Source organism: Pseudomonas sp. DW-iso3, from assembly GCF_058725305.1.
Window position 1 is genome coordinate 564,999 of sequence record NZ_JBZXDZ010000005.1, and the last position, 22,764, is coordinate 587,762.

Consider the following 22,764-nt stretch of genomic DNA (forward strand, 5'->3'; position numbering starts at 1 on the left):
CTTTTGCGACTAACGCTGTGCAGGTGGTGAGGGAGTACGATCCCTCGCCACCCTTGTATCGCGCCAAGTGATTAAACGGGTTTCTTCCAAGCACCAAGCAGTTTGGCAATCGAGTCGGCTGCATCGTAAATGCTGGGAGGTGGTGCGTTATCGCTGATCACTTCGGAGAAAATCATGTTTTCGAATTTCATGAGTGTTTCGCGCTCCAAATCCTTGGACTTGGCAGCATAATCATGAACGAATGCGCACATTGAACTTCTGAGTTCGAGTTGTGAGATTTGATTTTTCAATACTGCCCAGCGAGAGTGAATGAGTCTGAAGTAGTAGATTAAAATAATTTCCACGGCAATTGAAAATGTGAGGGTCAGGAGGGGCAGTGTCGTTTCTTTTTTGAACAAGAAAAGTGTTATTCCAGCTAGCAACTGAATGAGAGGAAGGGATAAGGCAAGTGCGCCTGCGATCTTGAGTGCTGATAGAAGGCCTGAAGCTTCTTTGCGCTTGCTCTCGACTATTTTATCGAATGCATGGCTCAGGCCGAGGTAGTTATTGCCTGAAGTCACCTCTCTGTAACGGTCTTCTGCTTCAGCTGCTCGTTTTTCCCATTGATCAATGTTTGAGCTCCACGTCTCGATTTTTTTGATATTTTCGTCAAGGTTTCGAGAATTGTATTCAGTTCGTTCACGGTAAATAGTGTACGCAACACCGAATGTGATTTCGTCGATCCTCGAAAGGAGGGTTTCTTCGAATTTAGGGTGGATGTAAAACTGGACAATTGGTGACGTACTAAAATCTGGTGTTGAGCCTAAGGCGCTTATGTATCTTAAAGTTTTCGCTAGCTCAAAGTGAGTATGCTCAATGGTTATTTCATCTATCGGAGAGGATAGTAGGTTTTTGATCGTTAACAGTTGGTCGTTGTAGTAGGTGGACTGTTGAGTGGGAAAAGAGAAGTCTCGGCGACCTAATAGGGTGCTGCCAATCTGTTTTGCCATGGTTTTGACGCAAGCGGATATATCACTTTTGTGCAGCTCAAGATATTCCTTGAGTGCACTTTGGTATTGTTCCGCCTGTTCTAGTGTCGTCAGCATATTTACATCCCTATTAATGTCTCGTCGCCTTGACCTGTTGCACGTCTGTCAGCCGGCCATCTGAGGCAACAGGTGTGATTCTCCGCCCACATCCTTGACCAACCCACTGGCCAAAAACAGCGGTGCCAGGCGTTTATGCAGTTGCGGTTCAACAAACTCCTTCACGGTGTCCAGCGCCAGTACACCGCTCAACGGCAACTCGGCCTTGGTGTACGACAACCAGGCTTTCTTCAGCGCCTGCAGCACATCGCTGCCCGCCGTGGATGCGAAGCGGCGTTGGGTGGGTTTACCGTCGAAGGTGAAGGTGTGCTGGAACTCATAGCCGGTTTCATCACCTTGGCTGGCCGTGCAGCGGATGCAGCTGCACGGGCCGTCGCCGAAGGCGCTGCGCAGGTAGGCGTTGAAGTCCACCACGGGTTTGAGTGACAGGCGCTTATCCACCTCGAACAGGTCCCCGGTCATTTTTTCGTCAGTGTTCAACGTCCATTTCCTCGCAGGTTCGGCAGTTTTTCAAAGCGCGGCACAATACCAGCCGAGCGGGTGTTTGTGGGTGATTTGCATAACAATAGATCCCGATATTCTTTTCCTGTCTTAAAAATCGCCGCTAGGCTCCATCACCTTCTTAAAAACGCGGCAGATTCCTATGACTTTCAAGCGTTCTTCCCTGGCCCTGCTGGCGGTTGCGACAGCGTTGATCAGTATCGGCGCCCAGGCCGAAGGCAAGATCAGCATCGCCCAGCAATTCGGCATCGGCTACCTGATCCTCGACGTGGTGCGCGACCAGAACCTGATCGAAAAGCACGGCAAGGAACAGGGCCTGGACATCAAGGTGGAGTGGAGCAGCATTTCCGGCGCCACCGCGATGAACGAGTCGCTGCTGGCCGGTGCGCTGGATGTGGTCTCTGCCGGTGTGCCGCCGATGCTGACCCTGTGGGATCGCACCAAGGGCAAGCAGAACGTCAAGGCCATCGCCTCCCTCGGCTCGATGCCCAACTACCTGCTGACCAACAACCCCACCGTGAAGACCCTCAAGGATTTCACCGAAAACGACCGCATTGCCGTGCCAGCCGCCGGCGTGGGCTTCCAGTCGCGCACGCTGCAGATCGAGACCGCCAAGCAGTTCGGCGATGCCCACTACAAGAAATTCGACGACATCTCCATCAGCCTGGCGCACCCCGACGCGACCGCCGCGTTGATTGCCGGTGGTTCGGAGATCAACTCACACTTCTCCAGCCCGCCGTTCCAGTACCAGGAATTGCTCAATCCGAATGTGCACAAGGTGCTCAGTTCCTACGACATCCTGGGCGGTCAGGCGACGTTCAACGTGCTCTACACCACGCAGAAATTTCATGACGAAAACCCCAAGACTTACAAGGCGTTCTATGACGCGCTGGCCGAGGCCGAGAAGATCATAAAGGCCGACAAACCGGCTGCGGCCAAGGCATACATCCGCGTAGAACAGTCGAAACTGCCGTTGGACCTGGTGGAGCAGATCGTCCAGGACCCGGAAATCGATTTCACCATCGTGCCGCAACGCACCTACGTCTATGCCGAGAAATTGCAGGCGCTGGGGGTGCTGAAAAACAAGGCTGCCAGTTGGAAAGACTACTTCTTCGAAGAAGCCCATGGTGGCGATGGCAGCTGATATCCGCGAAGGGCGCGCCACGGCGGGCATGGCGAATAGCTGTGGCGCCAGGCAATTGTGGCGAAGGCCTGCCTAGCGGAAGAACTCCCCCGGCGTCGCCTCGAACTGCTGGCGAAACGCGTTGATAAACGCCGAGGTGGATTCATACCCACAGGCCAGCGCCACATCCGTCACGCGCTCGCCCTGCTCCAGGGCGGGCAGGGCAGTCAGCAATCGCAAACGCTGGCGCCACGCCCGAAAGGTCAGCCCGGTATCACTCAGAAACAACCGGCTGAGGGTCTTCTCGCTCACGCCCAGCTTCTGGCTCCACTGACTCAATGTGGTTTGCTGTTCCGGGCGCAGGTTCAAGCTGCGGTAGATGTGGCGCAAACGCGGGTCCAGGGGCAGCGGTAGCATCAGATCCACCTGAGGCGCCGCCGCCAGTTGGTCCAGCACCACCTGGGCCAAGCGCCCATCCGGCCCATCCTCGGCATACTCCACCGGCAGTTCGCTGAAGCTGCGGATCAATTCCCGCAGCAAACTGCTCACCTCCAGCACATGACAGCGTTCGACCGCCCAGGCGGTGACGCTGCAATCCAGGTACAAGCTGCGCATTTCCGTGTGGGGCGAACTGAACACGCGGTGCGGCACACCTGCCGGGATCCACACCGCACGCTGAGGCGGTGCGACGAAGCGGCCGACGCTGGTCTGGATCTCCAGCACCCCGGAAATCGCGTAGGACAATTGCACCCACGGGTGGCTGTGCCGGCGGGTCAGCGCACGATTGGGCAAGGATTCGGTGCGCCCGTACACCGGCCGCGGCAGGCTGGAAAGCCCAGGCACACTGCGGCGGACGGTCTTGTCATGTCCTTTAGGCGGCATTTAGTGGCTCGTTGGCGTTAGTCGGTAACAAGGCGTTACGTTAGAGTCGCGACGACGCTCTTGGCAACCCCCGGAAGATCCTGCTTATGACTCGCCCCCGTTTTCTGCCTGACAACTTCACCCTGACCCTGATCGCCACGGTGATCCTCGCTTCCCTGCTGCCCGCCAGCGGCCAGACTGCCGTAGCCTTCGGCTGGGTCACCAACCTGGCGATTGCGTTGCTGTTCTTCCTGCACGGCGCCAAGCTGTCGCGCCAGGCCATCGTCGCCGGTGCCGGCCACTGGCGCCTGCATCTGCTGGTGTTCAGCCTGACCTTTGTGCTGTTTCCACTGCTGGGCCTGGCGCTCAAGCCACTGCTGTCGCCGCTGATTGGTAAAGACCTGTACATGGGCATGCTTTACCTCTGTGCTTTGCCGGCCACGGTGCAATCGGCGATTGCCTTCACCTCCCTGGCGCGGGGCAATATCCCGGCGGCGATTTGCAGTGCGGCGGCGTCCAGCCTGTTCGGGATCTTCCTTACGCCGTTGCTGGTGACGCTGCTGCTCAACGTACACGGCGAGGGTGGGTCTACCGTCGACGCGATCCTGAAAATCAGCGTGCAATTGCTGTTGCCGTTCATCGCCGGGCAGATCGCCCGTCGTTGGATCGGCGAATGGGTTGGCCGCAATAAATCCTGGCTGAAGTTCGTCGACCAGGGCTCGATCCTGCTGGTGGTGTACGGTGCCTTCAGCGAAGCGGTCAACGAAGGCATCTGGCATCAGATCCCGCTATGGGAACTGGGCGGACTGGTGGTGGCGTGCTGCGTGTTGCTGGCCTTGGTGCTGGTGGCCTCGACCGTGCTGGGCAAGGCCTTCGGCTTCAACCAGGAAGACCGCATCACCATTCTGTTCTGCGGTTCGAAGAAGAGCCTGGCGACGGGCGTGCCAATGGCCCAAGTGTTGTTCGCCGGAGCGACCATGGGCGTGCTGATCCTGCCGCTTATGCTGTTCCACCAGATCCAGCTGATGGTCTGCGCGGCGCTGGCACAGCGTTATGCCAAACGTGCGGAAAGCATTCCGGAAATGATGGGGCAGGTGGATCCTTGAACTACGTCACAGCGTTTGCCGAATAAACTCAAGTAAGCGGCGGGCCCGACGACTACCTTCTTAACCACCCAAGAAGGAGCGTCGACATGAACGTTAAGCGTTTTTCACTGATGACCGGCGTTCTTGCGGTATGGGCGGGGGCTTGCATGGCGGGATCCTCTGGCGTCATTCAGTTTCACGGCAGTGTTGTCGAGCCCAGTTGTCATGCGGCGTCGCCGGGTGGGTCGACGCTGGAACTCAAGGGCTGCCCGCAGGCCCTGCGTAGCAGCCATTTCGAGGTGCGGCCGGTGCGCACGGTGAAGGCACTGGGCAACGCGCAGGCTGACGTCAAGTTAGTGGCCGACAGCAATGATGGGCGCTATTACGACCAGCGGTATGTACTGGTGGATGCCCTCGGCAAACCCGTTCAATCGGGGGCCTACGTGGTCACCCTGACCGCGCCGTGACGCCACCGAGGTTGTTTTGAGCTGGATCGGCGTCAACAGCCGCGCCAGAAACCTATAGAATGCTCGGCGGCGGCGCTTGTCCTGGGTGGCCGCTTGATCACCGTCAGAGTACCGCGCCGTTCAATGAGCCTTTCAGCCGCAACGCCCCAAGCCAATTGGCAACCGGTCATCGCCCTCGCGTTGGCCGCCTTTGTGTTCAACACCACCGAATTCGTGCCCGTCGGGCTGCTCAGCGCCATCGGCGCCAGCTTCGACATGCCTGTGTCCAGCGTCGGGTTGATGCTCACCATCTACGCCTGGATCGTGTCGCTGACCTCGCTGCCGGTCATGCTGCTGACCCGTAACGTTGAACGGCGCAAACTGCTGATCGTGCTTTTTTGCATGTTTATCGTCAGTCACATCCTTTCCAGCGTCGCTACCAGCTTTGGCATCCTGATGCTCAGTCGCATCGGCATCGCCTTGTCCCATGCCTTGTTCTGGTCGATCACCGCATCGCTGGCCGTTCGCCTGGCACCGGAAGGCAAGCAGGTGCAAGCCCTCGGCCTGCTGGCTACCGGTACTTCCCTGGCGATGGTGCTGGGTATTCCGCTGGGCCGCCTGCTCGGCGAAGCCATGGGCTGGCGCACGACGTTCCTGGTGATTGGCGCCTTCGCCGCTGCCCTGGTGTTCTGGCTGGCGCGCACCTTGCCGCTGCTGCCGAGCCAGAACTCCGGCTCCTTGCGCAGCCTGCCGCTGTTGTTCAAGCGCCCGGCGCTGGTGGCGTTGTACGTGCTCACCGCCATGACCGTGACCGCGCAATTCACCGCCTACAGCTACATCGAGCCCTTCGTCGAAGGCGTCGCCGGCATGAGCGGCAGCGCGGTGACCCTGATCCTGCTGGTGTTCGGCGGCGCCGGCATCATCGGCTCGCTGTTGTTCAGCCTGGTGCACCGCTTCAACCCGCATGTGTTCGTGGTCGGCGCGGTATTCATTCTCGCCGCGTGCCTGGCGCTGCTGCTGCCGTTGAGCGGTGCAGAATCCTACCTGGTGGTGCTGAGTGTGTTCTGGGGCATGGCGATCATGGGCTTCGGCCTGGCGATGCAATCCAAAGTGCTGGTGCTGGCCCCGGATGCCACCGACGTGGCCATGGCGATGTTCTCCGGCATCTACAACATCGGCATCGGCGGCGGCGCCCTGGTGGGCAGTTGGGTCGGCAGCCAGTTCGGCTTCGCCTGGATCGGCGCGGCGGGCGGGTTGCTGGCGGCGCTGGCGTTGATTGGGTATTGCCTGGCGATCCGCCGGTTTGGGCAGGGTGTGGCGCGAGCCTGAGTCAAACTCCCGCGCCACCGTCAATGCATTCAACGCATGCATCGGGTCATTGTGAATGGCCCTCAACAGCGCTTTGGCCGGCCCTGTCGGTCCCCTCCAGACGTTAAACGTTCAAAAGCAGTAATCCAGACAAGTCTTACACAGCAATTTGATACCCATTGCTACCGTCGCCCAAGACCGCCCACGGCCTGTGGTGACGGCACTTGAACAGCAATGGAGTTGATTGTGCAAAAACGTTTGACCGCCGAGTTTATCGGTACTTTCTGGCTGACGTTCGGCGGCTGTGGCAGCGCCATCCTGGCGGCGGCTTTCCCGGAACTGGGCATTGGGTTTGTCGGCGTTTCGCTGGCGTTCGGGCTCACGGTGCTGACCATGGCCTATGCGGTAGGTGGAATATCCGGCGCGCATTTCAACCCGGCCGTCACTCTTGGCTTGTGGGCGGGTCGCCGTGTAGCGGCCGGTGAAGTGCTGCCGTACATCGCGGCGCAGGTTGCCGGTGCCATTGGCGCTTCTGCGGCGTTGTACCTGATTGCCAACGGGCAGCCGGATTTCGCAATAGGTGGCTTTGCCGCCAACGGTTATGGCCCATTGAGCCCTGGCCTCTTTGACATGAAGGCCGCGCTGCTTGCGGAATGCATCGCCACGTTCTTTTTCTTGTTCATCATCATGCGCGTGACCTCGTCGGGCGCTGTGCCTGGCTTTGCACCCATTGCGATTGGCCTGGCGCTGACCTTGATTCACCTGGTGCTGATCCCGGTGACCAATACTTCGGTGAACCCTGCACGCAGCACCGGGCCGGCGTTGTTTGCCGGGGGCGAGTACCTTGCGCAGCTTTGGCTGTTCTGGCTGGCGCCGATGGTCGGCGGGGTGATGGGAGCGTTGGCGGCGCGTTCGTTGGGTGAGCGCGACAAATCAGCGGGTCCGCCTCAGCCAGCGCCACCGTGCGATCAGCGGCGGGTGGGCAGATCCACACCGTGTTGATCTGACGCTTGAGGTCCTTGGCTTCCTGGCCAACCAGCTTCATCTGGCGGTCCCAACCTTCGGTGAACACGGCGCCTCAGGCGCCGAGGTCGAGGCAGGTCACGTATTTGGGCTGGCTGTAGGTCATCGGCGCGACGCGCAACCGTTGGCTGATGCCGTTTTTGGCCAACCTGCTGCAACGCCCGGTGGTGCGCAGCCTGTCACCGGAGGTCTCGGCGCTGGGCGCGGCGCATCTGGCGGGAAGGGCGTTGGGGGTGCGCGACAGCCAACCACTCTCCAACTGTTGCGCCGCGGTCCACCTGTGGGAGCTGGCTTGCCTGCGATAGCGGTAGATCAGCAATGGGCAAAGCGGCTGACCCACCGCTATCGCCACCGGATCTATCCTTGCTCCGCCCTCAAGGTTTCCAGGTCTGTACATCCTTGGCGTCCACGGCCTTGGGCAATAAGCCCGCCTTGAAGAAGGCATCGGCGATTTTCTGCTGTTCGCCCAGTTGATCGATCGTCACTGGCTGCACTTGATAGCTGCGGTGCGCATTGGCTGCTTCAACCGTCGCTACATCCAGGTTGCCCCACAGCGGGCCAAGTACTTTGGCCGCGTCTTGCGGGTGGGTTTTCACCCACTGGCCGGTCTTTTCCAGTTGTGCGTACACCACTTTCAACACGTCCGGGTGGGCCTTGGCGTACGGCGTGCCGGTGAGGTAGTAGCGCTTGTAGCTGGCCAGCCCCGCGCCGTCCGCCAGGGTACGTGTTGGCAGTTGGCGCTGCACGCTGGTGAGGAAGGGTTCCCAGGTGACCCACGCGTCCACCTTGTCGTTCTCGAACGCTGCGCGACCGTCGGCGGGGGACAGGTAGGCCGGTGTGATATCCGAAAATTCCAGGCCCGTCTGGGCCAACGCGGCAATCAACAAGTAGTGGGTGCCCGCCGCCTTGGTCACGGCGATTTTCTTGCCTTTGAGGTCCGCCAGTTGCTGGATCGGCGAGTCCTTGCGCACCACGATGGCCTGGGCTGAAGGCGAGGGGGCTTCCTGGGCGAAGTAGGTGAGCTTGGCCTGCGCAGCCTGGGCGAAGAGCGGCACGGTGTCGGCCACGTCGGCACTGATGTCGACGTTGCCCACGTTCAACGCTTCGAGCAGGGGCAGGCCACTGGGGAACTCATGCCAGCTCACGTCGATGTTGTCGGCCTTGAGGGCTTTTTCCAGGGTGCCCTGGGTTTTCAGCAGGGTGATCAGGGTCGAGGATTTCTGGTAACCGATGCGCACAGTTTCCTGGGCCTCGGCGCTGACCGCAACGGAGAAGGCCAGCAACCCTACTACCGCAGCGAGGGGACGACGTATGGACATGGCACGCTCGATTTTTGACGAAACAGTATTGAGCTTAAAGTTCTAAAAACTATTCGTTAAATACTTTTTCGATCTGAACTTAGGACGCTTTTTCCACCTGCCTATGAATTGAGCATAACCATAGAATTATAAGATTCTTTCATCATTTCCAATCATTAATATAATCGAATCAACTTTGCTGCCAGGCCTTAAGCGGTTTTTTGGCATATGCAGTTCTCTTCATTTCTTCCTCGCCAAGGCCTCCCATGACGTTCAAAAAACTAATCGTCGCCGCCAGCCTGCTGTTCGCCGCGACCGCGGCCCATGCCGAGCAAACCCTGGACATCAGCTATCAGCGCTCATCCACCCTGTGGATCCTGCTCAAGCAAAATGGCCACTTGGAGCAGCGCCTCAAGCCCCTGGGTTTCACGGTGAACTGGCACGAGTTCAGCACTGGCTTGCTCAGCTCGCTGAACGCCGGCAGCGTCGACCTGCACGCCGACGTGGCCGACGCCTTTGCGCTGTTCACCCAGGCTGCCGATGCACCGTTGACCTACTACGCCCAGGAAAACTCATCGTCGAGTGCCCAGGCGATCATCGTCCAGGATCAATCGCCGATCCACAGCATCGCCGACCTCAAGGGCAAGACCGTCGCCGTGTCCAAGGGCTCTGGCAGCCATTACCTGCTGATATCCGCGCTGAGAAAAGCTGGCTTGACCCTGGCCGATATTACCCCGCGCTACCTGGAAGCCCCGGACGGCGGCGCCGCCTTCGCCAATGGCAGCGTGGACGCCTGGGTGATCTGGGACCCGTTCCTCGCCACCCAACAGCTGGATCACCACGTGCGTGTCATCGCCGACGGCAAGGACGGCCTGGCCGACTACAACCGTTTCTACTTGGCGACCACGCGATTCGCCAAGGCCCACCCGGACGTGTTGCAGGTGACCTTCGATACCCTGCGCGAGACCGGCCAATGGGCGAAGGCCCATCCCAAGGAAGCTGCCGAGATCCTCGGCCCGCTGTGGGGCAATATCGCCCCGGCTACAGTGGAGCGCGCCAATAGCCGCCGCAGCTACGACATCATCCCGGTGAAGGTGGAAAACCTCGCCGAGCAACAGCGCATCGCCGACACCTACTACGCCGCCAAGTTGATTCCCAAGCCGTTGAAGGTCAGCGCCATCACCGTGTGGACGCCCAAGCCATGAGCCGCCAAATCCATTTATCCGCGTTTTTGTTGAGTGGGCCGGTGGTGCACAGCCATGCGGTGTGGCGCCACCCCGAAACCGTTGGCAATTACCTCGATCCCGAGTACTACGCGCGGGTCGCCAAGGTGGTGGAGGAGGGGCTGTTCGACTTCCTGTTCTTCGCCGATCGCCTGGCCGTGGGTGATCAGATGGGCGGCTCCCGCGAGTTCGCCTTGCGCTACGGCGCCCAGGACGCCACGCGCCTGGACCCGTTGCCGATCCTCTCTTACCTGGTCGGCAAGACCAGTAAGCTGGGCCTGGGCGCGACGCGTTCCACCACCTATTACGAACCGGCGCACATCGCCCGTGAATTCGCCACCCTCGACCACCTGTCCAAGGGGCGGGCGGCGTGGAATATCGTCACCTCGATGAACGACAGCGAAGGGCGTCTGTTCGGCAAGGACAAGCACCTTGAACACGACCTGCGGTATGACCGCGCCGATGAGTTTGTCGAAGTCGCACTGAAGCTCTGGAACAGCTGGGGCAACGGCGCGCTGAAGCTGGATCGCGAAAGCGGCGTGCTGGCGGACCCGGAGTTGATCCGTTCGGTGCAGCATCAGGGCGAGTGGTTCAGGGTTGAAGGCCCGTTGAATATTCCGCGCACGCCCCAGGGTCGGCCGGTGCTGATTCAGGCCGGTTCTTCCGGGCGTGGCCGGCGCTTTGGCGCGCGTTGGGCCGAGGCGATTTTCACGATTCATCCGCACTTGGCGGCCATGCGTGCGTTTCGCGATGACGTGCGTGCGCAGGTGGTGCAGCAAGGCCGTGAGGCTGACAGTTGCAAGGTGCTGACGGCGGTGATGCCGTTCATTGGTGGCAGCGAAGCGCAAGCCCGCGCCAAGCGCGATCAACACAACGCGCTGGCACGGCCGGAGCTGGGGCTGGTGACCCTGGCGTCGCAGCTGAATGTGGACCTGTCGCCATTCCCGCTTTGCGCGACGCTGGCCGAGATCGCCCAGTCGTCGCTGATCCACCCGGCCGCCGCTGAAAAGCTGTTGATGCAAGGGCCGGAAACCACCCTCGAACAGCTCGGGCGCATCTTCGCCAGCAGCGTGCGCGTACCGCAATTAGTAGGTACGGGCGCGCAAGTGGCCGAGCAGTTGGCCGAGCTGTTCGAGCAGGGCGGTTGCGACGGGTTTGTGATCTCTCCGGGGTATTTGCCGGGTTCGTTCACCGAGTTTGTCGAGAGCGTGATCCCGCATTTGCAGCGCAAGGGGCTGTTCCGCACCGCTTACGAAGGGTCGACGTTGCGAGAGCACCTGGGCCTCTCCGAGCTTACTGGCTGAAACGAAAAGCTCGCTCCTACACACCGCACTACCGCACATAAAGGGATTCTTCTGTGGCTATATTCGATCATTTGACCCGCCGCCGCCTGCTCGGCCTGGCCGGCATCACTGTGGCCAGCCTGTCGCTGCCACGCTTGGGCGTTGCCGCCGACGAACATGCCGGTCACAACACTGCCCAGGAGCCCGCAGGCACCGGTGAGTTCATCCGCCTCGGCGCACCGCGCAAGCTGAAACTGGCGGTCAACCTCAACGCCGTGTGCCTGGCGCCAGTGGTGATCGCCCATGGCCAGGGTTTTTTCACAAAGCACAATCTGGACGTGGAGCTGGTCAACTTCGGCAACTCCACCGAAGTGCTGCTGGAGGCCATCGCCACCGGTAAAGCTGACGCGGGCGTGGGCATGGCGTTGCGTTGGCTCAAGGCGCTGGAGCAGGGTTTCGATGTGAAGCTCACCGCCGGCACCCACGGCGGCTGCCTGCGTTTGCTCAGTGCCGTGAACGGCGCTGTGGCCAAGCTGGAGGACCTCAAGGGCAAGGCCATCGGTGTGACCGACATGGCCAGCCCGGATCGTAATTTCTTCTCGATCCTGCTGAAAAAACACGGTGTGGACCCGGTGCGCGATGTGGAGTGGCGCCTGTATCCCGCCGACTTGCTGGGCACTGCGCTGGAGCGTGGCGAAGTGCAGGCAGTGAGCGGCAGTGACCCGTTCATGTACCGCCTGATCAAATCTGGCGTGGCGCGTGAACTGTCTACCAATCTGGTAGAGGAATACGCCAACCTCAGCTGCTGCGTGGTCGGCGTCACCGGCAAACTGGTGCGTGAAGACAAGCGTGTGGTCGCGGCCTTGACCCAGGCGATCCTCGAAGCCCACGACTATTCCGTGCAGCACCCGGAAGAAGTCGCCAAAGGCTTCCAGGCCCATGCATTGAATACGTCGATAGAGGAAGTGCAGGCGATCCTCCACGACCACACCCACGGTCACCACGCGGTGGGCGCGGCATTGACCAGGGAAATCCTCACCTACGTCACCGACTTGAAAACCGTCGAAGTGATCAGCAAGAGCACTGACCCGGTGGAGTTTGCCAAGGAGATCACCGCCGATGTCTTCAGCTGATGCGACAACCCTGAACCCGTCCCTGGCGTTCAAAGTCCGGTGGCAAGGCGTGGCGGTGGTTGGGGCCTGGCTGGCCGTCGCGCTGCTGATCAGCTTCTGGCCCAACGCGACGCGTAATTGGCCGATGACCCAAGGCCTGGCCAATCTGTGTGTGGGTATTGCGGGGCTGTACGTCGTGTTGAGCCTGTTGGGGCGCACGGTATCCAAGCTTGGCCAGCGCTTGCGCAATGCCGGCCCTTGGCTGATCGCCTTACCGGTGCTGCTCGGAGGCTGGGAGCTGTTGACCGCCAAACTGGCGCTGTTGCCGGTGCCGTTTTTTGCGCCGCCCCAGGCGTTGCTGGCGGTGTATATCGAAGACTACGCGCGCCTGGCCGACAGCCTGTTGCACTCGGCATTGCTGCTAGGCTCGGGCGTGGCGCTGGGGACGATCACCGGGTTTATCGCCGGGGTGGCGATCGGGTGGTCGACGCGCATCGGTTACTGGCTGCACCCGGTGTTGCGCATCCTCGGGCCGGTGCCGTCCACGGCGCTGTTGCCGCTGTGCTTTTTTCTGTTTCCCAGCAGTTGGAGTGCCAGTGTATTTCTGATCGCCCTGGCCACCTGGTTTCCGGTCACGGTGCTCACCTGGTCTGGTGTGGCGAGTGTGGACAAAGCCTACTACGACGTAGCCCGTACCCTCGGTGCCAAGCAGGGTTTTCTGATTTTCAAGGTGGCGATTCCCGCAGCGTTGCCGCATGTATTCGTCGGCCTGTTCATGGGCCTGGGGGCGTCGTTTTCGACCCTGGTGGTGGCAGAAATGATGGGCGTCAAATCCGGCATCGGCTGGTACCTGCAATGGGCCCAGGGCTGGGCCGCCTACGCCAATATGTACGCCGCCTTGCTGATCATGGCGCTCGCTTGTTCGGGGTTGATCACCGGGTTGTTCCTGGTGCGTGACCGGTTGTTGGCCTGGCAGAAAGGATCGATGAAATGGTAGCCCTGGCACACGCAGTATCGGCGTCGGAAAGTCTGGCGCTGCGGATAGAAAACCTCAGCCATGGTTTTGCCCTGGACGGCCAGCATCTGCCGGTGTTGGAGCGGGTTTCGTTGGACGTGGCGCCGGGCGAGTTCGTGGCGTTGCTCGGGCCTTCGGGGTGCGGCAAGTCAACCTTGCTGCGCTTGGTGGCCGGCCTGGAGCCCGCGGACTCCGGCCGCTTGCTGGCCGACGGTGAGGCCATCACCGGCCCGGACCCTAGCCGTGTGGTGGTGTTCCAGGACCCGACGCTCTACCCGTGGCGCCGTGTATGGGACAACGTCGCTGTTGGCCTGGAAGCCCAGGGCCTGCTTAAGACCCATGCGGCCAAGGTTGATGAAGCCCTGGAAAAAGTCGGCCTCAGCCAGTTCGCCCGCGCCTATCCCCGGCAGTTGTCGGGTGGCATGGCGCAGCGAGTGGCTTTGGCCCGTGCACTGGTCAATCAACCACGCCTGCTGATCCTCGATGAGCCGTTGGGCAAGCTCGACTCCCTGACCCGTATCACCCTGCAAAAGGAGCTGATCGACTTGTGGCAGCGCCAGGGCTATACGGCTTTGTTGGTGACTCACGATGTGGAAGAAGCCTTGCTGCTGGCCAATCGCGTGATTGTCTTCAGCGATCGCCCCGCCAGGATCCAGGCACAACTGACGATCGACCGCGCGTACCCCCGGCACCGCGACGATCCTTACCTGGTGGACCTGCGACGGCAGATTCTGGGCCTGCTGGGGTTGGGTGAAAACTGGTAGCCGACGGCGCTACTGTGTAGGCCCTACATGTGCGCATCGAAGCGCGGCAAAAGATCGGCAAGACGGTGCAGGGGGCAGCCGCGACCTGCATTAATCACAGGCGAAAAAAAACCGGCTGATCAGGCCGGTTTGGGGTTCCCGCCAGCAGCGCGGGGTTAAACGTTGTTGCCTTGCAAGCGATCAGCACCGCCTTCAGCCAGGCCACGTTCCTGCAGACGATCAGCACCGCCTTCAGCCAGGCCGCGTTCCTGCAGACGATCAGCCCCGCCTTCAGCCAGGCCACGTTCCTGCATACGATCAGCCCCGCCTTCCGCCAGGCCACGTTCTTGCAGACGATCAGCACCACCTTCGGCGATACGACGTTCCAGCAGGCGGTCCGAACCGTTTTCGGCAACGCGGTTACCTTGCAGGCGGTCCGAGCCACCCTCTGCGACACGATTTTCGATCAGGCGATCCGAGCCGCCTTCAGCAACGACAGGGTGAGCAAATGCGTTTGCAGCGAGTACCGAGAAAGCGAGGCTAAGCAAGATTTGGCGTTTCATGAGGGTGTGCTCCGAGTGTTTTAGTTGGGTTGTTGCTGGTATGGGGTTGATGTTACGCGTTGCATTTTTTAAGAGAACTTCATTGGGCTGATGGTGACTATCGACGTCAGCGATGGCTCGTTCCGCCGAGCCATCGCAGGGCCGGTCAAGGCATCTGCGGCAGTTCCTGCGGGCGCAGGTCGAACACCAGCACCTCGGCGTCTTCGCCGTGGCCCAGGCGGATCTGCCGTTCATCCCGCACACGGGCACCGTCGCCTTCCTGCAAGCGTTGGCCGTTGACTTCAACGCTGCCTCGGGCCACATGGATGTACACATGCCGATCGGGCGCCAGGTCCAAGGTTGCGGCCTCGTCGCCGTTGAACAGCCCGGCGTACACCCGTGCGTCCTGGCGCACGCTGAGGGAGCCATCGCTGCCGTCCGGCGAGATGATCAACTGCAGGCGCCCACGTTTCTGCGCCTCGCTGAAGTGCTCCTGCTGATAGCGCGGTTCGGCGCCGGCTTGATTCGGCACGATCCAGATCTGCAGGAAGTGCACACCACGGGTCTGGCTGTGGTTGAACTCGCTGTGGGCCACGCCGCTGCCGGCACTCATCAGTTGCACATCACCTGGGCGGATCACCGAGCCCGTGCCCAGGGTGTCTTTGTGTTCCAGCGCGCCTTCCAGCACATAGGAGAAGATCTCCATGTCGCGGTGCGGGTGCTGGCCGAAACCTTTGCCGGCCGCGACGCGGTCATCGTTGATCACCAGCAGGTCGGAAAAGCCTTGTTCTTTCGGGTTCCAGTAGTTGGCGAACGAGAAGGTGTGGAACGACTTCAACCAACCGTGATTGGCGGCGCCGCGTTCGGAAGCTTTGCGAAGGGTCAGCATGGTTTTGTCCTCAAGTGGGAGCGGGCTGCGACATGCAGGGCTCCGGCGTTGAGAAGAAGGTTAATGGTTACTGAAACATTCATTAAGAAGATGAAAACTGAATAACTGTCTCTCATGAGTTGACAGTGGTGGACGTGCCATAATGCCGTCCGCACTCCTTGACGATGGATCCTCCCCGATATGAAAACCGTGGCCATGGCGCTGTTTCCGGACTTCCTCCTGCTCGACATGGCCGGGCCGCTGGAAGTATTTTCGATTGCCAATCGCTACCTGCCGGCGGCGGAGCACTACCGGATCCTCACCCTCGGCACCGAGCCCGGCCCGCTGCGTGCCTCCAATGGCGTAGCGGTGCAGACTGATCTGTTGCTGGACCAGGCCCAGGACGCCTATGACCTGTTGCTGGTGCCCGGTGGTCCCGGTGCCTACAACGAATGCCACCCCGCGTTGCTGCCCTGGCTCAAGGCAGCAGCCCCGCGGGCGCGGCGCTTCGGTTCTATCTGCACCGGGGCCTTTGTGCTCGGGCATGCCGGACTGCTGGACAATCACCGCGTGACCACCCATTGGCACTACACCGAGCGGCTGATCAAGGCGTTCCCCAATGCTATTGTCGAAACTGATCGTATCTATTTGCAGGACGGTCGCTTGATCACCTCGGGCGGCGTTACGGCCGGTATCGACCTGGCACTGTCGGTGGTGGCCCAGGACCACGGCAAGCAAGTCGCGGTGGACGTGGCCAAGGTGCTGCTGGTGGTGATGAAGCGCCAGGGCGGGCAAGCCCAGTTCAGCCCGATGACGGCGGCGGTTGCGCCTCAAGAAACCGCGATTACCCGTGTGCAGAACCATGTGCTCGAACATCTGTGCCAACCCTTCACCATCGAGTCCATGGCCGCGTTGGCTGGCATGAGTGCGCGGCATTTTGCGCGGCTGTTCGCCAAGGAGGTGCAGATGACGCCCATGGCGTTCCTGCAAGGCGCGCGCATCGACCGCGCCCGGCAGTTGCTGGAAACCACTGACCTGCCGCTCAAGACCGTGGCGTTCCACGCAGGCTTCGGCAGCGTGCGGCATATGCGCTTTTTGTTCAGCGAGAAACTGGGCCTGAACCCGACCCAATACCGACAACAGTTCAGTTAACGACAGAATGTCCGTGTTGCGCACCCGAATGTCCGTGTCGCTCCCCGTGCCAGCATTGTCCTGCCATCCCCAGGTGGCAAGATAGCGTCAGGCCCATGGAAAAGGATGCGCAGACGCCCAAGGCCGGGCGTTTCAGCGCTTTTACACGCATGAATAACCCTCAGGCGATTGACATTAATGGCACGCAGCGCTTCGGCGCTTATGTCTTTCACCGGCAACAGCGGAGGGTCAGCAAGTCTGGCTGGCCGGTGCCCTTGGGGGGACGTGCGCTGGATATCCTCACGGTGCTGCTCGAAACACCCGGGCAATTCATCAGCAAGGCGACGTTGATCGAGCGGGTCTGGCCGAACAGCGTGGTGGAGGAGAACAACCTGCGCGTGCACATCGCAGCACTGCGCCGTGCCCTCGATGGGCAGCGCTATATCCTCAACGACCCCCAGCGTGGCTATTGCTTCGCAGTCAAGCTGCAGGAAGGGCTGCCAGCCACGTTGCCCCGCCACAATCTGAGCGCACGGCTCAGCGCGGTGATGGGCTGCGAGGCATTGCTGGGTGTACTGGTGCGGCGTCTGTCCGGGCTGCAGTTGATGACGCTCACTGGCTGCGCCGGCGTCGGCAAGAGCACCCTGGCCCTGGCGTTGGCCGAACACGTATTGCCGCGCTACCGGGATGGCGTGTGGTGGGTCGACCTGGCCACCGTCGAGGCGCCGGTGGCCATGCTGCGCCACCTGGCCACGGCATTGCACCTGGAGCCCATCGCCAGTGCCACCGAGCTGGGCCATCAATTGGCCTCCCGCCAGCTCTTGCTGGTGCTGGATGGCGCCGACCTGCTGCTGGGCGCGTGCCGGCACCTGGTGCGGGTGCTGCGCGAAAAAGCGCCCCAGGTCAGCGTGCTGGTCAGCAGCCGTGAAGCCCTGCATGTCGCGGGCGAGTGGGTGCAACGCGTGCCCCGGTTGGCAGTGCCTGCACCGTCGGCGCTGGGCAGTGTTGAGCAGGCGATGGCGTATCCGGCCGTGCAGTTGTTTGCGGCGCGGGCAAGCGCCGGTCAGCAGGGGTTTGTGCTGCGGCCCCAGGACCTGGCGCCGCTGCGCGATATCTGCCGGCGCCTTGATGGCATCCCACTGGCCCTTGAACTGGCCGCCGCCCAGGTCGATGCGCTCGGCGTGCGCGGCTTGCAGCAGCAACTGAGCAAAGGCTTGCAGGTGCTGACCCGCGGCCGGCGCACGGCGGTGGAACGCCATCAATCCCTGACAGCTGCCCTGGACTGGACCTACCAACGCCTGAGCCTGCCGGAGCGCTGGCTGTTCCTGCAGTTGAGTTTGTTCAAGATGGCCGTAACCTTGCCCACCTTGAGCAAGCTGCTCAGCGGGACTGAACTGGAACACGCAGACCTGTCGTACCTGCTGGGGCGCCTGGTTGATACCTCGCTGCTAAGCCTTGAACCTGGCCCGGGCCTTGCGCGCTACCGCCTGCTCAACTGCGTGCGCAGCTATGCCCTGGCGCAGCTGCGTGACCCGGAGCAGGTGGCGCGCTTGCAGCAGGGCTATGGGCATTACCTGGGGCCGTTTTCAGGCCGGCCGTTTGTCCTGCAACTCGTCGAGCAGGCGGCGTACGCGGACTAGGTCAGGGGTGGCAAAGCCTTCAGTGAACCGCGCGTAAATCGAGCCCAGCAAGTCCCGTGCAGCCTCTAGACGGCCTTGGGACAGCCACACACCCGCCAGTGACGTTGCACAGCGCAATTCCCAGGCCAGCGCGCCTTGCTGGTGCGCCAGGCCCAGGGCCTCCAGCAACAGTGCTTCGGCTGCGCGGGCATCGGTCATGCTTTCGGCGTGTACCCGCAGGATTTCCGGGGTGCACCAGCCCGCGTCGCCGGCGCGGGCACGGTCGAACCCGGGCGCGTCCACAGAGTGGGAACCCAGCGTGACAAGGATGTCCTCGATCAACCCCAGGCCTTGCAGGTCCTTGTGCCCGAGGATTCCCGCGTAGTGGCCTGCCCAGGTCTTGAATAACTGCACCGAATGCTTGTGGGCGTGTTCCAACAGCAAAGCCTGCAGGGTCTGGGCGGCGTCTTCGTCACCGTTGTAGCGGGCGATGACCACGCCCGCCAGGGCCAGGGTGTAACAGATTGAGGTGCCATGATTGATCTGCTGCGCCAACCCCAGCGCTTGGCTGGCGGTGCGCCAGGCTTGCTCGGGAAAGCCTTGCAACCACAGGATTCGCGCCAGCACCGTGAGTGAGGCGACGCTCTGGTCGTATTGCACACCGATGCCGTGGGCAAACCGGTTGAGGTGGCCACTGTGCGTCATGCGTTGGATCACTTGCTCGGCATTGTGCCGGGCGAGTGCCTGGTTGCCGTTGTAGTGCTGGGCCAGTACGCGCAAGCGCTGGGCGCTGATGTCCAGTTGCGGGTCGGTGCGTGGGTCGAGACGATCGAACTGCAGACTGTGCGCCAGCGCCTGGCGATACTGGCCAGCACACAGGTTCACCGCCATATGCCCGGAAACCGCACGCAATTGCCCTGGGACATCTTCGCTCGCGTCGGCCAAACGCCGTGCACTGACAAACGCGGCAATGGTCTGCGGGGCACCGCCCATGGCGTGATAGGACAGGCTGCCCAGCGCCAACTGCAGTTGCATCGTCAAACGGGGGCAGGGCGAGGCGGCCTGGTCCATCAACGCCAGCGCCTTGTCCACGTACAAGCGGTGTTCCCTGAGCAACGACAACTCTTGCCACAGTGGCATTGCGCTGACCGTCAAGCGAATCGCCAGCAGGTGTTCGCCCTCCTGCGCGAGCCCCCAGTCGAGGGCCGAGCGGATATCTTCACGCAGCGGTGCATAGCGGTCGATCCAGGCTTGAGTGGCGACCGACTCCCAATCCTCGCGCGCCTGTTCCATCAGCGCCAGGCAGCGCTCGACGTGGCGGTCGCGGGTGGCGTCCAGCTCTTGGGCAACGCTAAGCTTTTCCAGGGCGTAGGTGCGGGTGATGTCCAGCAGGCGATAGACCATCTCGTCATCACCGGCTTCTACATTGAGCAACGACTTGGCAACCAATTGCGTGATCGAGACCAGCACCTCGGTCGGTGCGACCTGTCCCCCGGCAATCACCGCCGCCGCGCTGGCCAGGCTGAACCCGCCGCGAAACACGGCCAGGCGACGCAGGCAGATCTGCTCGCAGGCCGTGAGCAGTTCAAAGCTCCAGTCCAGCGTGGCCCGCAGGGTTTGATGGCGGGGCAGGGCACTGCGCCGACCGCGGGTCAGCAAACGGAAGTTGTCCTCCATTTGCACCAGTAGACCTGGCAAACCAAAGCGTTCGATCTGCGCCGCCACCAACTCGATCGCCAGGGGAATGCCGTCCAGGCGCTGGCAGATATCGATCGCCAGCGGCAGTTCGGCGTCGCTCAGTTCAAAGCTGTCCTGGTGGGACATGGCCCGTTCGATCAACAATTGCAGGGCCGGATAGCCCAACGCCTGGGCGCGGTTGCCGGTGGCTGGCGGGCAAGCCAGGGGCTCCAGGCGCTGCACGTACTCACCTTCGGCGCGCAGTGCCTCGCGGCTGGTCGCCAGGATATGCAGCCTCGGCGCGTGGCGTAGCAGGGTTTCGCTGATCAGGGCGATGTCGTCCAGCAGGTGCTCGCAGTTATCGATCACCAGCAGCACCTGGCGTTCCTGCAGGCTGCGGGCGAACGCGACCAGGGGCTCATGCTCAGTGTGGGTGAGGTCGAGCAGCGCTGCGAGGTTGGGCAAGATCATCGACGGCGCACTCAGCGGCGCCAGGTCCAGAAAACGTATGCCGTCGCGGTAATGCCCGATCAGCAGTTCCGCCACCCGCAGCGCGACAGTGGTCTTGCCGATCCCGCCGGCGCCGGTGAGGGTGATAAAGCGCTGTTCGGGCAGTTGCTGCACCAGGCTGTCGATCAGGGCCTGGCGCCCGAGCATCCGGGTACGGCGCAGCGGCAGGTTGTGGCACGTGCCTTGCGGGGCGCCCTCGGTGGGTAGCGTCATCGGTTCGATGCTCAGTGGCGCAACAAAACTGTAGCCGCGCTGGGCGACGGTCACGATATAGCGCTGCCCGGCCTGGCCATCGCCCAAGGCCTTGCGCAACGCCGCCATATGCACCCGCAGGTTGCCGTCTTCCACCACACTTTTGGGCCAGACGCGGGCGATCAATTCCTGCTTGCTCACGACATTGCCGGCCTGTTCGAGCAGGATCAGCAGGATCTCCACTGCGCGCCGCCCCAGGCGCAACGGGCGACCGGCCTCCAGCACCAGGCGCTGGCGCGGGTGGATGCGATAGGGGCCGAAATGCACAGCCTGGTCGCTGAGGTCACTCATGGAAGGCCATGCTCGAAAAGGACAGAGCGGCCAGCATATTCCAGGTAAGCACCGACCACTAGGCTGCGATCACTTGAGGCTTATGGCGTAAGTAGCGATTTCGCCAGGTCATGGGATTGACGCCTTCGCTGCGGGTGAACATATGGCAAAAGTGCGCTTGGTCGCAAAACCCGCATTCCAGGCTGATTTGCGTCAGGCTCAGGGATGAACTGGTGATCAGTTCCTTGGCCCGTTGGATGCGCTGTTGACGGATCCACTCCTGCGGCGACAACCCGGTGGTGCACTTGAACGCACGGGAGAAATGGCTGCGTGACAACGCGCAGGCCTGGGCCAGGTCGGCAATGGCCAGGCTTTCGCCGAGGTTGGCCAGGATCAGTTGCTTGGCGATGCGCTCGCGCCGAGGGCACAGGCCTCCGGTGGCGGACAGACGAGGGGCATATTGCTCGAGTCGGGCCATGACAAATATCCGCAGTCGATGGGAGCGTTCCCGGTGGATGGATGCAGTGTAGACGGGGCCCATCTTGTTGCCGGACCATCCGGCTGACGAGTTAATCGTTGTTAATTTCGCCAGGTGCCGAGCTGGAAAAGACAGCACAGGCATGCAATGCAGGGCGCTTTTCCCATGCTTATCTGTAGGCTTGCCAACCGTTTGGACATGCTCCTATGAACCGCAACGACCTGCGCCGCGTCGACATGAACCTGCTGGTGATTTTCGAAGCGTTGATGTTCGAGAAGAACCTGACCCGTGTCGCCGAAAAGCTTTTTATGGGGCAGCCGGCGGTGAGTGCGGCCTTGGGGCGTCTGCGCGATCTGTTCGACGACCCGTTGCTGCTGCGTAATGGGCGGGGCATGGAGCCCACGCCACGCGCCGTGGCGATACTCAAGGAGTTGCAACCGGCCATGGACACTATTTCCGGCGCCGTCAGCCGTGCCAAGGATTTCGACCCTTCTACCAGTTGTGCGGTGTTCCGCATCGGCCTCTCGGACGACGCTGAATTTGGCCTGTTCCCACCCCTGCTTAGTCAACTGCGCGAGGAGGCCCCAGGGATAATCGTGGTGGTTCGCCGGGCTAATTACCTCTTGATGTCGTCGTTGCTGGCCAGTGGGGAGATCACGGTAGGGGTGAGCTACACCACCGAGTTGCCGGCGAATGCCAAGCGCAAGAAACTGCGGGACATTCCGTGCAAGGTCTTGCGTGGGGATGACGGTGCTGCACCGCTGACCTTGGATGACTACTGTGAGCGCCCCCATGCGATGGTGTCGTTTTCCGGGGATTTGAGCGGCAACATTGACCTGGACCTTGCGCGCATCGGCCGGGCGCGGCGGGTGGTGTTGGCCGTGCCGCAGTTCAGCGGGTTGCGGGCGCTGCTGGCGGGCACCCAGATTATCGCGACGGTGCCCGATTATGCGGCGTGTGCGTTGACCGAAGGCACCGCCTTGCGCGCGGAGGACCCGCCGTTCGCCATCGACGCGGCGGAGTTGTCGATGGTGTGGAGTGGGGTGCATGACAATGATCCGGCAGAGCGCTGGTTGCGGGCGCGGATTGGGGAGCATATGGCGCGGGTGGTTTGATCTTTTGAGTCCATATCCATTTCTGCGGTAACGACAGCTATTGGTTCCGCCCTTGCGCACGCTCCAAAGCCTGCGTTCGGTCAGCGTGTTTTACGGGGGCGCCGAAGATCAAAAACCAAAGCGCGGCAGTCTTATAGCCGACCGGTATTGTGTGGTCGAACTCGGTCAAAAACTGTGGGAGCGGGCTTGCTCGCGA

At 61.5% G+C, this 22,764-nt stretch carries 21 protein-coding genes and 3 pseudogenes; 14 read left to right on the top strand and 10 right to left on the bottom strand.

From position 1 onward, the window contains the following. Positions 1–71: 71 nt before the first annotated feature. A complete protein-coding gene (locus tag AC4PS7_RS17760) occupies positions 72–1,085 on the bottom strand; it encodes a hypothetical protein (RefSeq protein ID WP_010209677.1) in 1,014 nt (337 codons plus the stop codon). A 48-nt stretch (positions 1,086–1,133) separates the two neighbouring features. Beyond that, positions 1,134–1,565 (bottom strand): hypothetical protein, encoded by a 432-nt coding sequence (locus AC4PS7_RS17765; protein ID WP_010209678.1) that lies wholly within the window; start codon positions 1,563–1,565, stop codon positions 1,134–1,136. Between the two features lie 163 nt (positions 1,566–1,728). On the opposite strand from AC4PS7_RS17765, the gene AC4PS7_RS17770 reads away from it, so the two are divergent. Then, a complete protein-coding gene (locus AC4PS7_RS17770) occupies positions 1,729–2,730 on the top strand; it encodes an ABC transporter substrate-binding protein (protein WP_042572161.1) in 1,002 nt (333 codons plus the stop codon). Positions 2,731–2,802: 72 nt separating this feature from the next. Here the strand turns inward: AC4PS7_RS17770 and AC4PS7_RS17775 are convergent, their stop codons facing one another. Beyond that, a complete protein-coding gene (locus tag AC4PS7_RS17775) occupies positions 2,803–3,591 on the bottom strand; it encodes an AraC family transcriptional regulator (protein ID WP_010209679.1) in 789 nt (262 codons plus the stop codon). Between the two features lie 86 nt (positions 3,592–3,677). Between AC4PS7_RS17775 and AC4PS7_RS17780 the strand changes: the two genes are divergently transcribed. From AC4PS7_RS17780 to AC4PS7_RS17790, 3 genes are all read left to right on the top strand, one after another. Beyond that, positions 3,678–4,676 (top strand): bile acid:sodium symporter family protein, encoded by a 999-nt coding sequence (locus AC4PS7_RS17780; RefSeq protein ID WP_010209680.1) that lies wholly within the window; start codon positions 3,678–3,680, stop codon positions 4,674–4,676. Between the two features lie 86 nt (positions 4,677–4,762). Further along, positions 4,763–5,122 carry a type 1 fimbrial protein gene (locus AC4PS7_RS17785; protein ID WP_305436180.1) on the top strand — a complete coding sequence of 120 codons (360 nt, stop codon included), beginning with the start codon at positions 4,763–4,765 and terminating at the stop codon, positions 5,120–5,122. A 123-nt stretch (positions 5,123–5,245) separates the two neighbouring features. Next, positions 5,246–6,430: a sugar transporter gene (locus AC4PS7_RS17790; protein WP_010209683.1), complete on the top strand. Its 1,185-nt coding sequence runs from the start codon at positions 5,246–5,248 to the stop codon at positions 6,428–6,430. A gap of 21 nt (positions 6,431–6,451) precedes the next feature. Here AC4PS7_RS17790 and AC4PS7_RS17795 read toward each other — a convergent pair. Continuing rightward, a pseudogene (locus AC4PS7_RS17795) lies at positions 6,452–6,526 on the bottom strand (transcriptional regulator); the annotation flags it as partial. 117 nt (positions 6,527–6,643) lie between these two features. Between AC4PS7_RS17795 and aqpZ the strand changes: the two are divergent. Next, a complete protein-coding gene (gene aqpZ / locus AC4PS7_RS17800) occupies positions 6,644–7,411 on the top strand; it encodes an aquaporin Z (RefSeq protein WP_305436179.1) in 768 nt (255 codons plus the stop codon). Here the strand turns inward: aqpZ and AC4PS7_RS17805 are convergent. Beyond that, a pseudogene (locus AC4PS7_RS17805) lies at positions 7,341–7,553 on the bottom strand (NAD(P)/FAD-dependent oxidoreductase); the annotation flags it as partial. The gene aqpZ and the pseudogene AC4PS7_RS17805 overlap by 71 nt on opposite strands. Between AC4PS7_RS17805 and AC4PS7_RS17810 the strand changes: the two are divergent. After that, a pseudogene (locus AC4PS7_RS17810) lies at positions 7,540–7,668 on the top strand (FGGY-family carbohydrate kinase); the annotation flags it as partial. The pseudogenes AC4PS7_RS17805 and AC4PS7_RS17810 overlap by 14 nt on opposite strands. Positions 7,669–7,806: 138 nt before the next feature. Here the strand turns inward: AC4PS7_RS17810 and AC4PS7_RS17815 are convergent. Continuing rightward, the gene (locus AC4PS7_RS17815; protein ID WP_137205498.1) at positions 7,807–8,751 is read right to left on the bottom strand and encodes an aliphatic sulfonate ABC transporter substrate-binding protein; all 945 of its coding nucleotides are present in this window, start codon (positions 8,749–8,751) and stop codon (positions 7,807–7,809) included. A gap of 245 nt (positions 8,752–8,996) precedes the next feature. Between AC4PS7_RS17815 and AC4PS7_RS17820 the strand changes: the two genes are divergently transcribed. Genes AC4PS7_RS17820 through AC4PS7_RS17840 form a run of 5 tightly spaced genes read left to right on the top strand, consistent with a single transcriptional unit; the run spans position 8,997 to position 14,127 of the window. After that, the gene (locus AC4PS7_RS17820) at positions 8,997–9,935 is read left to right on the top strand and encodes an aliphatic sulfonate ABC transporter substrate-binding protein (RefSeq protein ID WP_021492729.1); all 939 of its coding nucleotides are present in this window, start codon (positions 8,997–8,999) and stop codon (positions 9,933–9,935) included. Further along, positions 9,932–11,257, top strand: a complete 1,326-nt coding sequence (locus tag AC4PS7_RS17825; protein WP_010209693.1) for an LLM class flavin-dependent oxidoreductase — start codon at positions 9,932–9,934, stop codon at positions 11,255–11,257. Before AC4PS7_RS17820 ends, AC4PS7_RS17825 begins: the two co-directional genes overlap by 4 nt. A gap of 53 nt (positions 11,258–11,310) precedes the next feature. Next, positions 11,311–12,369, top strand: coding sequence for an ABC transporter substrate-binding protein (locus AC4PS7_RS17830; protein WP_137205496.1), 1,059 nt, complete (start codon positions 11,311–11,313; stop codon positions 12,367–12,369). Continuing rightward, positions 12,356–13,345 carry an ABC transporter permease gene (locus tag AC4PS7_RS17835; RefSeq protein WP_010209697.1) on the top strand — a complete coding sequence of 330 codons (990 nt, stop codon included), beginning with the start codon at positions 12,356–12,358 and terminating at the stop codon, positions 13,343–13,345. The genes AC4PS7_RS17830 and AC4PS7_RS17835 overlap by 14 nt, the downstream gene beginning before the upstream one ends. Further along, on the top strand, positions 13,339–14,127 hold the full coding sequence (locus AC4PS7_RS17840; RefSeq protein WP_010209699.1) for an ABC transporter ATP-binding protein: 789 nt from the start codon (positions 13,339–13,341) through the stop codon (positions 14,125–14,127). Before AC4PS7_RS17835 ends, AC4PS7_RS17840 begins: the two co-directional genes overlap by 7 nt. 155 nt (positions 14,128–14,282) lie before the next feature. On the opposite strand, the gene AC4PS7_RS17845 is transcribed toward AC4PS7_RS17840, so the two are convergent. Both AC4PS7_RS17845 and AC4PS7_RS17850 read right to left on the bottom strand, forming a co-directional pair. After that, positions 14,283–14,669, bottom strand: coding sequence for a hypothetical protein (locus AC4PS7_RS17845; RefSeq protein WP_492179649.1), 387 nt, complete (start codon positions 14,667–14,669; stop codon positions 14,283–14,285). A 145-nt stretch (positions 14,670–14,814) separates the two neighbouring features. Further along, on the bottom strand, positions 14,815–15,537 hold the full coding sequence (locus AC4PS7_RS17850; RefSeq protein ID WP_010209706.1) for a pirin family protein: 723 nt from the start codon (positions 15,535–15,537) through the stop codon (positions 14,815–14,817). A 180-nt stretch (positions 15,538–15,717) separates the two neighbouring features. On the opposite strand from AC4PS7_RS17850, the gene AC4PS7_RS17855 reads away from it, so the two are divergent. Further along, complete coding sequence (locus AC4PS7_RS17855; RefSeq protein ID WP_492179650.1) at positions 15,718–16,668, top strand: GlxA family transcriptional regulator; 951 nt, start codon at positions 15,718–15,720, stop codon at positions 16,666–16,668. A 95-nt stretch (positions 16,669–16,763) separates the two neighbouring features. Beyond that, positions 16,764–18,287, top strand: a complete 1,524-nt coding sequence (locus tag AC4PS7_RS17860; protein WP_492179651.1) for an ATP-binding protein — start codon at positions 16,764–16,766, stop codon at positions 18,285–18,287. Here AC4PS7_RS17860 and AC4PS7_RS17865 read toward each other — a convergent pair. Beyond that, positions 18,234–20,996 (bottom strand): ATP-binding protein, encoded by a 2,763-nt coding sequence (locus AC4PS7_RS17865; protein ID WP_492179652.1) that lies wholly within the window; start codon positions 20,994–20,996, stop codon positions 18,234–18,236. The two genes, AC4PS7_RS17860 and AC4PS7_RS17865, sit on opposite strands and share 54 nt — an antisense overlap. Before the next feature lie 58 nt (positions 20,997–21,054). After that, positions 21,055–21,453 (bottom strand): helix-turn-helix domain-containing protein, encoded by a 399-nt coding sequence (locus tag AC4PS7_RS17870; RefSeq protein ID WP_010209711.1) that lies wholly within the window; start codon positions 21,451–21,453, stop codon positions 21,055–21,057. A gap of 206 nt (positions 21,454–21,659) precedes the next feature. Between AC4PS7_RS17870 and AC4PS7_RS17875 the strand changes: the two genes are divergently transcribed. Then, entirely contained in the window at positions 21,660–22,568 is a 909-nt protein-coding gene (locus AC4PS7_RS17875) for a LysR family transcriptional regulator (protein WP_010209712.1), read from the top strand. Positions 22,569–22,764 lie beyond the last annotated feature (196 nt).